The sequence below is a fragment of the Citrobacter sp. Ce129 genome (assembly GCF_030334545.1).
GTDB lineage: Bacteria > Pseudomonadota > Gammaproteobacteria > Enterobacterales > Enterobacteriaceae > Citrobacter > Citrobacter europaeus.
The window spans coordinates 41,592-54,789 of sequence record NZ_JAOWDS010000047.1; the positions used below are offsets into that span (position 1 = coordinate 41,592).

8 protein-coding genes and 2 other RNA genes are annotated in these 13,198 nt (G+C 53.7%); 6 read left to right on the forward strand and 4 right to left on the reverse strand.

Annotated features, from left to right (window positions below):
• Nucleotides 1-6: 6 nt before the first annotated feature.
• Nucleotides 7-1,410 (forward strand): YchO/YchP family invasin, encoded by a 1,404-nt coding sequence (locus OGV77_RS01100; RefSeq protein WP_087050676.1) that lies wholly within the window; start codon nucleotides 7-9, stop codon nucleotides 1,408-1,410.
• 21 nt (nucleotides 1,411-1,431) lie between these two features.
• On the opposite strand, the gene narL is transcribed toward OGV77_RS01100, so the two are convergent.
• Nucleotides 1,432-2,082 (reverse strand): two-component system response regulator NarL, encoded by a 651-nt coding sequence (gene narL, locus OGV77_RS01105; protein ID WP_087050482.1) that lies wholly within the window; start codon nucleotides 2,080-2,082, stop codon nucleotides 1,432-1,434.
• Nucleotides 2,075-3,871, reverse strand: coding sequence for a nitrate/nitrite two-component system sensor histidine kinase NarX (gene narX / locus OGV77_RS01110; protein ID WP_043016124.1), 1,797 nt, complete (start codon nucleotides 3,869-3,871; stop codon nucleotides 2,075-2,077). The genes narL and narX overlap by 8 nt, the downstream gene beginning before the upstream one ends.
• Nucleotides 3,872-4,211: 340 nt before the next feature.
• Here narX and OGV77_RS01115 point away from each other — a divergent pair, with 340 nt between their 5' ends.
• The 5 genes from OGV77_RS01115 (at nucleotide 4,212) to narI (ending at nucleotide 12,661) form a co-directional block, all read left to right on the forward strand.
• Complete coding sequence (locus tag OGV77_RS01115; protein ID WP_003833390.1) at nucleotides 4,212-5,603, forward strand: NarK family nitrate/nitrite MFS transporter; 1,392 nt, start codon at nucleotides 4,212-4,214, stop codon at nucleotides 5,601-5,603.
• A 395-nt stretch (nucleotides 5,604-5,998) separates the two neighbouring features.
• A complete protein-coding gene (locus OGV77_RS01120; RefSeq protein ID WP_047410758.1) occupies nucleotides 5,999-9,742 on the forward strand; it encodes a nitrate reductase subunit alpha in 3,744 nt (1,247 codons plus the stop codon).
• Nucleotides 9,739-11,277, forward strand: coding sequence for a nitrate reductase subunit beta (gene narH, locus OGV77_RS01125; protein ID WP_087050483.1), 1,539 nt, complete (start codon nucleotides 9,739-9,741; stop codon nucleotides 11,275-11,277). Before OGV77_RS01120 ends, narH begins: the two co-directional genes overlap by 4 nt.
• The gene (gene narJ / locus OGV77_RS01130) at nucleotides 11,274-11,984 is read left to right on the forward strand and encodes a nitrate reductase molybdenum cofactor assembly chaperone (protein WP_008784959.1); all 711 of its coding nucleotides are present in this window, start codon (nucleotides 11,274-11,276) and stop codon (nucleotides 11,982-11,984) included. The genes narH and narJ overlap by 4 nt, the downstream gene beginning before the upstream one ends.
• Complete coding sequence (narI, locus tag OGV77_RS01135) at nucleotides 11,984-12,661, forward strand: respiratory nitrate reductase subunit gamma (RefSeq protein ID WP_003833386.1); 678 nt, start codon at nucleotides 11,984-11,986, stop codon at nucleotides 12,659-12,661. Before narJ ends, narI begins: the two co-directional genes overlap by 1 nt.
• A gap of 186 nt (nucleotides 12,662-12,847) precedes the next feature.
• Here narI and OGV77_RS01140 read toward each other — a convergent pair.
• Together OGV77_RS01140 and OGV77_RS01145 are read right to left on the reverse strand one after the other, a co-directional pair.
• A non-coding RNA gene (locus tag OGV77_RS01140) (RtT sRNA) lies at nucleotides 12,848-12,978 on the reverse strand.
• 43 nt (nucleotides 12,979-13,021) lie between these two features.
• Nucleotides 13,022-13,152: non-coding RNA, RtT sRNA (locus tag OGV77_RS01145), on the reverse strand.
• Nucleotides 13,153-13,198 lie beyond the last annotated feature (46 nt).

Consider the following 13,198-nt stretch of genomic DNA (forward strand, 5'->3'; position numbering starts at 1 on the left):
AATGATATTAAAGCTAGTAACGATTTGAGCCGTATTTTAAGTTGTAGATTTTCTCTTCTCCTACTCTTGCCTTTGGCAGGCGGTACTGCCAGCGCGCAGTCGTCTTTTATTCACCAGGCTGAAAACCCTTTCGACAACAATAGCGATGGCTTGCCCGATCTCGGTATGGCGCCTGAATCGCGGGCAGGTGAAAAGCACTTTGCCGAAATGGTTAAAGCGTTTGGTGAAGCCAGCATGATCGATAACGGTCTTGATACCGGTGAACAGGCGAAGCAGTTCGCCTTTGGCCAGGTGCGTGACACGGTCAGCGAACAGGTGAATCAGCAGTTGGAATCCTGGCTCTCTGTGCGGGGAAACGCCAGCGTCGGGTTGCAGGTTGATAATGAAGGCAGTTTTACCGGAAGTCGGGGAAGTTGGTTTATTCCGTGGCAGGACAATCAACGATTTCTGACCTGGAGCCAGTTGGGTTTGACGCAACAGGATGAAGGCTTAGTCAGTAATGCGGGGATTGGGCAGCGTTGGGTGCGTGACGGTTGGTTAGTGGGTTATAACACCTTTTATGACAACCTGCTGGATGAAAATCTGCCCCGGGGCGGCCTCGGCGCAGAGGCGTGGGGTGAATATTTGCGCTTATCCGCAAACTATTATCAACCGTTGTCCTCCTGGCAGGAGCGTTCAATAACCCAGCAACAAAGGATGGCCCGCGGCTACGATCTGACCGCGCAAATGCGTATGCCGTTTTATCAACACCTCAATACCAGCGTCAGCGTGGAACAGTATTTTGGCGACCAGGTGGATCTGTTTCATTCGGGAACCGGATATCACAATCCGGTGGCGGTGAACCTCGGACTGAGCTATACGCCGGTGCCGCTGATCACAGTGACAGCACAACACAAACAGGGTGAAAGCGGCATCAGCCAGAATAACCTCGGCTTCACGCTTAATTACCGTTTTGGCGTGCCGCTAAAAAAACAGCTGATGGTCAGCGAGGTGGCAAACAGCCGTTCGCTGCGCGGCAGTCGCTATGATGCTCCGCAGCGTAACAATTTGCCGACGCTGGAATATCGCCAGCGTAAAACGCTGTCGGTATTGTTGGCCACGCCGCCCTGGGATCTCAAACCGGGAGAGACGGTGGCGCTGACGCTGCAGGTCCGTAGTCTGCATGGGATCCGCCATCTGGCGTGGCAGGGCGATACTCAGGCGTTGAGCTTAACGGCTGGCAGCAATAGCCGAAGCGCGCAGGGCTGGACGATTATTATGCCGAAGTGGGACAACAGAGAAGGTGCGATGAACCGCTGGCGGTTGTCTGTGGTGGTAGAAGATGAGCAGGGCCAGCGTGTCTCTTCCAATGAGATCACGCTATCACTGACCGAACCGTTTTTTACGGTTTCGGAAAATGATCCTCGTTAACAATGACGCATGAATGCGTTATCAGAAAATGCGTTCCTGGTGCACCCATACCGCGGCTTCAACGCGTGATTTGAGCTTCATTTTCTTCAGCATATGCTTCACGTGAACTTTTACCGTGCTTTCGGTGATGTCCAGTCGGCGGGCGATCATCTTGTTAGGCAAACCCTGGGCGATGAGCTTAAGAATATCGCGTTCGCGCGGGGTCAGTTGGGTGACATCACGGTCGGACGTTGCGCGATTTGCGCGCAGGCTGGCGGCCAGAACCGGGGTCAGGGCTTCGCTCAGCACCATTTCACCAGCGGCAGCCTGCTGCAATGCTTTCAGTAAATCTTCCGGCTCCATATCTTTCAGTAGATAACCGTCGGCGCCACGCTTCAGTGCGGTAACCACGTCTTCTTCATGATTGGATACGCTAAACACAACGATACGACCCGACAGGGATTTCTCACGCAGTTTGTCGAGCGTTTCCAGACCGTTCATGCCAGGCATGTTCAAATCAAGAAGGATCAGATCGGGATCAAGGAATTCTGCCAGCTCGATACCCTGCTCACCATTGCTGGCTTCGCCGACAACGGTGATATCGGGCGCCATGCTGACAAGCTGTTTCACACCGGTTCGCAGCATCGGATGATCGTCGATCAACAGGATGGTTGCCGGTTCCAGATTACTCATGGGTATCTCCTTGGACTTCTGTGAAGTTTGTTTCGGGAATAAAAGTGACAGCAACTTCAGTACCGCCTGTCTCGCGACGGCGTACACGGCAATCGCCGCGTAAGCTTTGCGCACGGTCGCGCATGATTATCATGCCATAATGGTTACTGCGTTCGGCGTTTTCCGGTACGCCGCAGCCGTTATCTTGCACTGTCAGTTTGACCTGCTTGCCATTTTGCACCACCGTCACGACCACTTCGTCGGCCTGAGAGTGTTTGAGGGCGTTGCTCAGGGCTTCGCGCGCAATTTGTAGCAGGTGTATAGCCTGATGTGAAGGTACCAGGCGCGGCGGCAGCTGATAATCCAGCTTCACCGTAAATCCAAAACGGGCGCTGTATTCCTGACAGCTGGCTTCCAGCGCCGGTCGCAATCCCGGTTCCGTCAGTTGTAAACGGAAAGTGGTTAACAGCTCACGCAATTGCGCCCACGAAGCATTCAGCTCGTTACGAATCTGACTGAGCAGCTCGCGGCAGTTGTCAGAAAGCGCATCGCCCTGCATCTGTAAACAGCTAACCTGCATCTTCATACAGGAGAGCGATTGTGCAATAGAATCATGAAGTTCGCGCGCAATGGTGGCACGCTCTTCCATCACGATCAACTGCTGTTGACGCTCCTGATGCCTGTCGAGCGCAAGCGTGGCGGTCAGTTGCTCCACCAGGGTATCAACCAGTTGCTGCTGATCGTGGCTGAGATGGCGTCCCTTCGGCAAAGTAGCGAGCAGGATACCATACTGGGTATGCGCATCGGTCAGTCGCCATTTCAACGTGATACCGCCGTCAATGGCGGGCAGCGTGCCGCGCGGACACAAATGGCAGCCTTTCTCATCACAGCTGGCATTGGACTGGCAGGTAAATTCCTGATGATTGTCTTCATCTTCCAGGTCATAAACCCGAAGTTCAATATCATGCAGCAGGGTCAAATTTTGCAGGCCGTTCAGTACCGGCGAGAGGCGTTCGCACAACGGTACCTGAGAGTGCAGGCGGCGGTTGGCTTGCCACAGGAAAGAGAGGATCTGGTTTTTGTGCTCCAGGCCCGCCGTTTTCTCCTGTACCCGCTGTTCCAGCACCGCGTAACTTTCGGCCAGTTCCTTCGACATATTATTTAGCGCCGAGCCCAGCGCCGCCATCTCATTGCGCCCGCTGATATTCGCGCGTTGGGTAAAATCACGCTGGCTGACGGCTCGCGCCATCGCCAGCAGCTGTTTCCACGGCTCTAACAGGCGCACGCGCAGCCAGATAATGGTGAAAACCAGCAGTAATGCCATAAATACGGCCATCAGGCGATGCAGCAGGACGACGCGTTCAATGCGTAATTCGGTAGTATGGTCAAAGGCGGTGACCAGCTTATCCAGCCCGTCCACAAAGCGCGTCACATCTTGCGCTACCGCATCAGGCGTTTGCGCATGCGCAAGCCCCGGCGCCAGTTCGGTATGCCAGTAATCCTGTAATGCTTTTAACTGCGCCTGTTGTCCGTCACGCTGCGCAGCGCGCGTCAATTCCGGGCTAAACGCCGTTTGCTCCATTTCATCCAGCAGCGATTGATCGCTCGCGTCAAGCGGTACGGCTGCCAGTAGGCGATAGCTCTGCATACGCAGCGAACCCGCTTTGTTGATCGCATGAGCGCTACCTTGAACACCCTGAACCAGCCAGCCAGAGACAGCCATACCCGCCACGCCGATGGCAGTAGACAATAAAACAATCAGCGCCACCTGGTTGACCAGCGTGAGCGGGGAGAGACAACGTTTAAACATGGTGACTAGTTCCTTCGGGTTTTCGCTGTTCAGAAAACCTTATTGAATGACGATTCTGCTGCAGGCAGTGGCGTTATTCTCGGCGATACACTGGAGTATACCCATACCTCAAACGGGCTACCTCTTAATTGCCAGTAGAGGGAGAGTTCCAGGACGAGGGGGAGTAGGGGACGACAGAAGCGTGAAAAACCACATCTTTTTTACCGAAGTTATGTACTCATTAAGGGTAATGATAAATTTTAGGCATGAATAATGACACCTTTTCCTTTGATTTATATCAACTTACCTCCAGCTGTAAACCCTAATGTTGCAGGCATCGAAACAAGTATCAGAGGTGTCTATGAGTCACTCATCTGCCCCGGAAAGGGCATCTGGAGCTGTAATTACCGAATGGCGGCCGGAAGATCCCGCCTTCTGGCAGCAGCGTGGTCAACGAATCGCCAGTCGTAACCTGTGGATTTCCGTCCCTTGCTTGCTGCTGGCGTTTTGCGTGTGGATGTTATTTAGCGCCGTGGCGGTGAACTTACCGAAAGTCGGATTTGATTTCACCACTGAACAGCTGTTCATGCTGACGGCATTACCTTCGGTGTCCGGCGCGCTGCTGCGTGTTCCGTACTCCTTTATGGTTCCCCTGTTTGGTGGACGTCGCTGGACGGCGTTTAGCACCGGTATCCTGATCATTCCTTGCGTATGGTTAGGTTTTGCGGTGCAGGATACCTCCACGCCGTTTAGTACCTTTATTATTATCTCCCTGTTGTGCGGCTTCGCTGGTGCGAACTTTGCGTCCAGCATGGCAAACATCAGCTTCTTCTTTCCAAAACAGAAACAGGGTGGTGCGCTGGGTCTGAACGGTGGTCTGGGCAACATGGGCGTCAGCGTGATGCAGTTGGTTGCGCCGCTGGTGGTTTCACTGTCAATCTTTGCCGCATTTGGTAGCCACGGGGTTGAACAACCGGATGGTACGCAGCTGTATCTGGCAAACGCCGCATGGATTTGGGTACCGTTCCTTGCGGTGTTAACGCTGGCTGCATGGTTTGGTATGAATGAACTGGCAACCTCAAAAGCGTCGCTGAAAGAGCAATTGCCGGTGCTGAAACGTGGGCATCTGTGGATTATGAGCCTGCTGTATCTGGCAACCTTCGGTTCATTCATCGGTTTCTCTGCCGGTTTTGCCATGTTGTCAAAAACGCAGTTCCCTGAGGTGCAGATCCTGCATTACGCCTTCTTTGGACCGTTGATTGGCGCGCTGGCTCGTTCAGCGGGCGGGGCTATCTCTGACCGTCTGGGGGGAACCCGCGTTACGCTGGTGAACTTCGTACTGATGGCTATTTTCAGTGCCTTGCTGTTCCTGACGTTGCCATCTAACGGTGTCGGCGGCAACTTTATCGCCTTCTTTGCGGTGTTCCTGGCGTTGTTCCTGACGGCTGGTCTGGGAAGTGGTTCAACCTTCCAGATGATCTCCGTTATCTTCCGTAAGCTGACGATGGACAGAGTGAAAGCTGAAGGGGGTTCTGAAGAGAAAGCAATGCGTGAGGCGGCAACCGACACTGCGGCGGCGCTGGGCTTTATCTCAGCTATTGGTGCGATCGGCGGCTTCTTTATCCCGAAAGCATTTGGTACGTCCCTGGCATTAACCGGCTCTCCGGTCGATGCGATGAAAGTATTTCTGATCTTCTATGTCGCTTGTGTGGTTATCACCTGGGCGGTATACGGACGTCATTCTAAAAAGTAAAAAAGTAGTAGCAGTTGATTATCCATTGCGCGGCGTTAGACCGCGCTTTTTTTTGCTCTAAATTAGTTACAACATACTTATATATGAGCTCATGACGTAAGTCTGCGAAAACGGTGCGGGTGATATGCCTGGCAGGGGGGATACCCCTTAATACCCACTTATAAAGAATTTAACATTTGTATGATAAGTGATTTTAATAAAATCATTTAAATTCAATATGTTGACTGATTTATTAATATCCCACTAAGGGGGTATGTGAAAATCGACCCTCTGTTTTCATCCCTGCCTGCCTTGATCGTTATCAATTCTCACGCCCTTTCAGAGCGTTACCTTCGCACTCAATCAAGCAATGTCGATTTATCAGAGAGCCGTCAGGCTCCTACAGGAGAAAACCGATGAGTAAATTCCTGGACCGGTTTCGCTACTTCAAGCAGAAGGGCGAAACCTTTGCCGATGGGCATGGCCAGCTTCTCAATACCAACAGGGACTGGGAGGACGGATACCGCCAGCGTTGGCAGCATGACAAAGTCGTACGTTCAACCCACGGGGTAAACTGCACAGGCTCATGCAGCTGGAAAATCTATGTGAAAAATGGTCTGGTGACCTGGGAAACCCAGCAAACTGACTACCCACGCACGCGTCCAGATATGCCTAACCACGAGCCTCGCGGCTGTCCACGTGGTGCAAGCTATTCCTGGTATCTCTACAGCGCTAACCGTCTGAAATACCCACTGATGCGCAAACGTCTGATGAAGATGTGGCGTGAAGCCAAAAAGCTGCACAGCGATCCGGTAGATGCATGGGCATCCATTATCGAAGACGCCGATAAAGCAAAAAGCTTCAAACAAGCGCGTGGTCGTGGTGGGTTTGTTCGCTCTTCATGGCAGGAAGTGAATGAACTGATTGCCGCATCTAACGTATACACCATCAAAACCTATGGTCCTGACCGTGTCGCAGGCTTCTCACCGATCCCGGCGATGTCGATGGTTTCTTATGCTTCCGGCGCACGCTATATGTCGCTGATTGGCGGTACCTGCCTGAGCTTTTATGACTGGTACTGTGACCTGCCGCCGGCTTCCCCACAGACCTGGGGCGAGCAGACTGACGTACCGGAATCTGCTGACTGGTATAACTCCAGCTACATTCTTGCATGGGGCTCTAACGTCCCGCAGACCCGTACTCCGGATGCACACTTCTTTACCGAAGTTCGGTACAAAGGGACCAAAACGGTAGCAATTACCCCGGACTACGCAGAAATCGCCAAACTCTGCGACCTGTGGCTGGCACCGAAGCAGGGAACCGATGCGGCAATGGCAATGGCGATGGGCCACGTCATGCTGCGCGAGTTCCACCTCGATAACCCGAGCCAGTACTTCACCGACTACGTTCGTCGTTATACCGACATGCCAATGCTGGTGATGCTCGAAGAGCGCGACGGCTACTATGCTGCTGGTCGTATGCTGCGTGCAGCGGATCTGGTTGACTCCCTGGGCCAGGAAAATAATCCGGAATGGAAAACCGTCGCTATCAACAGCAACGGCGATATGGTTGCGCCAAACGGTTCAATTGGTTTCCGTTGGGGTGAAAAAGGCAAATGGAACCTCGAGCAGCGCGACGGCACGTCTGGTGATGAAACCGAACTGCAGCTCAGCCTGCTGGGTAGCCAGGATGATATCGCCGAAGTGGGCTTCCCGTACTTTGGCGGCGAAGGCACCGAGCACTTCAGCAAAGTAGAACTGGAAAACATTCTGCTGCATAAATTGCCGGTTAAACGCCTGCAACTGGCCGATGGCTCTACCGCGCTGGTGACCACCGTTTACGATCTGACTATGGCCAACTACGGTCTGGAACGCGGTCTGAACGATGAAAACTGCGCAACCAGCTACGATGACGTGAAAGCGTACACACCGGCCTGGGCAGAAAAAATCACTGGCGTATCACGCTCTCAGATCGTACGCATCGCCCGCGAATTTGCGGATAACGCCGATAAAACGCACGGTCGTTCGATGATTATCGTCGGTGCGGGCCTGAACCACTGGTATCACCTCGATATGAACTATCGTGGCCTGATCAATATGCTGGTGTTCTGCGGCTGTATCGGCCAGAGCGGCGGCGGTTGGGCCCACTATGTCGGCCAGGAAAAACTGCGCCCGCAAACCGGCTGGCAGCCGCTGGCGTTTGCGCTTGACTGGCAGCGTCCGCCTCGTCATATGAATAGCACCTCCTACTTCTATAACCACTCCAGCCAATGGCGCTATGAGACGGTTACTGCGCAGGAACTGCTGTCCCCGATGGCAGACAAATCCCGCTACAGCGGTCATTTGATTGACTTTAACGTTCGCGCTGAACGTATGGGCTGGTTGCCATCTGCGCCGCAGTTAGGGACTAACCCGCTGCGTATCGCCGAAGAAGCGCAGAAAGCAGGCATGACGCCGGTGGACTACACCGTTAAATCCCTGAAAGATGGTTCCATTCGCTTTGCGGCAGAGCAGCCGGAAAACGGTAAAAACCATCCGCGTAATCTGTTTATCTGGCGTTCTAACCTACTCGGTTCTTCCGGTAAAGGCCACGAGTACATGCTGAAGTATCTGCTGGGTACTGAACATGGTATTCAGGGCAAAGATCTCGGCCAGCAGAGCGGCGTGAAGCCGGAAGAAGTGGAATGGCAGGATAACGGACTGGACGGCAAACTGGATCTGGTCGTTACGCTGGACTTCCGCCTGTCGAGTACTTGTCTGTATTCCGATATCGTGCTGCCGACCGCAACCTGGTATGAAAAAGACGATATGAATACCTCGGATATGCATCCGTTTATTCATCCCCTGTCTGCAGCCGTTGACCCGGCCTGGGAATCGAAGAGCGACTGGGAAATCTATAAAGCTATCGCCAAAAAGTTCTCTGAAGTTTGCGTGGGCCACCTTGGTAAAGAAACCGATGTCGTTACGCTGCCAATTCAGCACGACTCCGCTGCCGAACTGGCGCAGCCATTAGACGTGAAGGACTGGAAAAAAGGTGAATGTGACCTGATTCCTGGTGTTACCGCGCCGCATATCATGACCGTTGAACGTGATTATCCGGCTACCTACGAGCGTTTCACCTCCATCGGCCCGCTGATGGAAAAAATCGGTAATGGCGGTAAAGGGATTGCCTGGAACACCCAGAGCGAAATGGATCTGCTGCGTAAGCTCAACTACACCAAGGCTGAAGGTCCGGCGAAAGGCCAGCCGATGCTGGATACAGCGATTGATGCCGCAGAGATGATCCTCACCCTGGCGCCGGAAACTAACGGTCAGGTAGCCGTTAAAGCCTGGGCGGCGCTGAGCGAGTTTACCGGCCGTGACCATACGCATCTGGCGCTGAATAAAGAAGACGAAAAAATTCGTTTCCGCGATATTCAGGCGCAGCCGCGCAAAATTATCTCCAGCCCGACCTGGTCAGGCCTGGAAGATGAACATGTGTCTTATAACGCCGGTTATACCAACGTTCATGAGCTGATCCCATGGCGTACGCTGTCTGGTCGCCAGCAGTTGTATCAGGATCATCAGTGGATGCGTGACTTCGGTGAAAGCCTGCTGGTTTATCGTCCGCCAATCGACACCCGTTCCGTGAAAGCGGTAATCGGCGAGAAATCTAACGGTAACCCGGAAAAAGCGCTCAACTTCCTGACGCCGCACCAGAAATGGGGTATCCACTCCACCTACAGCGATAACCTGTTGATGCTGACGCTGTCACGCGGCGGCCCGATTGTATGGATGAGCGAAGTCGATGCGAAGGATCTGGGTATTGAGGATAACGACTGGATCGAAGTCTTCAACAGCAACGGCGCACTGACGGCGCGTGCAGTTGTCAGCCAGCGTGTGCCGGCTGGGATGACCATGATGTACCACGCGCAGGAACGTATCGTTAACCTGCCGGGTTCAGAAATCACCCAGCAGCGCGGTGGGATCCACAACTCGGTGACCCGTATTACGCCGAAACCGACCCATATGATCGGCGGCTATGCGCAACTGGCCTACGGCTTTAACTACTACGGTACCGTCGGTTCAAACCGCGATGAGTTCGTAGTTGTACGTAAGATGAAGAACATTAACTGGTTGGATGGCGAAGGCAATGACCAGGTACAGGAGAGCGTAAAATGAAAATTCGTTCACAAGTCGGCATGGTGCTGAATCTCGATAAGTGCATCGGCTGCCACACCTGTTCAGTGACCTGTAAAAACGTCTGGACCAGCCGCGAAGGTATGGAGTACGCCTGGTTCAACAACGTCGAAAGTAAGCCCGGCGTTGGCTTTCCGAATGACTGGGAAAACCAGGAAAAATGGAAGGGCGGTTGGATCCGTAAAATTAATGGCAAACTGCAGCCGCGCATGGGTAACAAAGCGCTGCTGCTGGGTAAAATCTTTGCTAACCCGCATCTGCCGGGTATGGATGATTACTACGAGCCGTTTGATTTTGACTACCAGACGTTGCACAACGCCCCGGCAGACAGTAAGGCGCAGCCGATTGCTCGTCCACGCTCGCTGATCACCGGTCAGCGGATGGACAAAATCACCAACGGTCCAAACTGGGAAGAAATTCTGGGCGGCGAGTTCGAAAAACGCGCCAAAGACCAGAACTTCGAAAACATGCAGAAGGCGATGTACGGTCAGTTTGAAAACACCTTCATGATGTACCTGCCGCGTCTGTGTGAGCACTGCCTTAACCCGGCGTGCGTGGCGACCTGCCCAAGCGGCGCTATCTACAAGCGTGAAGAAGATGGCATCGTGCTGATCGACCAGGATAAGTGCCGCGGCTGGCGTATGTGTATCACCGGCTGCCCGTACAAGAAGATCTACTTCAACTGGAAGAGCGGGAAGTCTGAGAAGTGCATCTTCTGCTACCCGCGTATCGAAGCCGGTCAACCGACCGTGTGCTCCGAAACCTGCGTCGGTCGTATCCGTTACCTCGGCGTACTGCTGTATGACGCGGATGCGATTGAGAGTGCGGCAAGCACCGAGCACGAGAAAGATCTGTACCAGCGTCAACTGGACGTGTTCCTCGATCCGAACGATCCGGCTGTTATTGAACAGGCGCTGAAGGATGGCATTCCGCTGAGCGTCATTGATGCCGCACAGCAGTCTCCTGTTTACAAAATGGCGATGGACTGGAAGCTGGCGCTGCCGCTGCATCCGGAATATCGCACGCTGCCGATGGTTTGGTACGTGCCGCCATTGTCACCGATTCAGTCTGCCGCCGATGCGGGTGAGCTTGGCAGCAACGGTATTCTGCCGGACGTTGACAGTCTGCGTATCCCGGTTCAGTACCTGGCGAATCTGCTGACCGCAGGCGACACTCAGCCGGTACTGTTAGCGCTGAAACGTATGCTGGCGATGCGTCACTACAAACGCGCGGAAACCGTTGACGGTAAAGTTGATACTCGTGCGCTGGAAGAGGTGGGTTTAAGCGAAGCGCAGGCACAGGAAATGTATCGTTACCTGGCGATTGCCAACTACGAAGATCGTTTCGTGGTACCGAGCAGCCATCGCGAACTGGCGCGTGACGCGTTCCCGGAGAAAAGCGGTTGTGGCTTTACCTTCGGCGACGGTTGCCATGGTTCTGATACTAAATTCAATCTGTTCAACAGCCGCCGCATTGACGCTGTTGATGTGACCAGCAAAACGGAGCCGCACCAATGATTGAACTCGTCATTGTTTCGCGTCTGCTCGAGTACCCGGATGCTGCCCTGTGGCAGCATCAGCAGGAACTTTTCGATGCACTCGCGTCATCTGAGAACCTGGATAAAGAGGATGCCCAGACCCTGGGCGTTTTCCTGCGCGATCTGACCGCGCAGGACATGCTGGATGTACAGGCCGCCTACAGCGAACTGTTTGACCGTGGCCGCGCCACATCGCTGCTGCTGTTTGAACATGTTCACGGTGAGTCCCGCGACCGCGGTCAGGCGATGGTTGATCTGATGGCGCAGTATGAGCAGCACGGTTTGCAGCTCGACAGCCGCGAACTTCCCGATCATCTGCCGCTGTATCTGGAATACCTTGCGCAGTTGCCGAAAAGCGAAGCGTTAGGTGGTTTGCAGGATATCGCGCCGATTCTGGCTTTGCTCAGCGCTCGTTTGCAACAGCGTGAAAGCCGTTATGCGGTGCTGTTCGATCTGCTGTTAAAACTGGCGAATACCGTTATCGACAGCGACAAAGTGGCTGAAAAAATTGCGGATGAAGCACGTGATGATACCCCACAAGCGCTGGATGCGGTCTGGGAAGAAGAGCAGGTAAAATTCTTCGCCGATCAGGGGTGTGGCGAGTCGGAAATCTCCGCTCACCAGCGTCGTTTTGCCGGGGCCGTTGCGCCGCAGTATCTGAATATCACCACCGGAGGACAGCAATAATGCACTTCCTGAATACGTTCTTCTTTGACATCTATCCGTACATTGCGGGTTCTGTCTTTCTGATCGGCAGCTGGCTGCGTTATGACTATGGGCAATATACCTGGCGTGCGGCCTCCAGCCAGATGCTGGATCGCAAAGGGATGAACCTGGCGTCAAACCTGTTCCATATCGGGATCCTGGGGATTTTTGCCGGGCACTTCCTTGGCATGCTAACGCCACACTGGATGTATGAAGCGTGGTTGCCGCTTGAAGTGAAACAAAAGATGGCAATGTTCGCGGGCGGTGCCAGTGGTTTGATGTGTCTGATTGGTGGCGTACTGCTGCTAAAACGTCGTCTGTTCAGCCCACGCGTGCGGGCGACCACCACCGGAGCGGATATTCTGATCCTCTCGCTGCTGGTGATTCAGTGTGCGCTGGGCCTGCTGACCATTCCGTTCTCCGCCCAGCATATGGACGGTAGCGAGATGATGAAGCTGGTGAACTGGGCGCAGACAGTGGTGACTTTCCAGGGCGGAGCGTCTCAATATCTGGATGGTGTTGCGTTCATTTTCCGTATGCACCTGGTGCTGGGTATGACGCTGTTCCTGTTGTTCCCGTTCTCGCGTCTGGTACACATCTGGAGCGTTCCGGTCGAATATCTGACACGCAAATACCAGATTGTTCGCGCGCGTCACTAATCGGTTATCTGTTCAAGACAAAACCCTGCTCCGGCGGGGTTTTTTTATGCCTGTTTGCCGGATGGCGACGTTAACACCTTATCCGGCCTACACAGGTGTCAGTGAGCTTTGTAGGTCTGATAAGCGCAGCGCATCAGGCAAATTAGGGCATTGCAGATGAATGAGGTGTGTTGCTTTAGGAAGTGATGGTGGTGGGGGAAGGATTACTCAGCGCTGCGCGCTTCGCCCTTCGGGTCGTTGCCTTTGGCAACGCTTTCTCGCTACGCTCGAATCGAACCTTAGCCGAAGTTTCTCATCCTTCCCGCATGGGCAGAATATAGGGCATTGCAGATGAATTGGGTGTGTTGCTTTATGAAGTGATGGTGGTGGGGGAAGGATTACTCAGCGCTGCGCGCTTCGCCCTTCGGGTCGTTGCCTTTGGCAACGCTTTCTCGCTACGCTCGAATCGAACCTTAGTCGAAGTTTCTCATCCTTCCCGCATGGGCAGAATATAGGGCATTGCAGATGAATTGGGTGTGTTGCTTTATGAAGTTATGG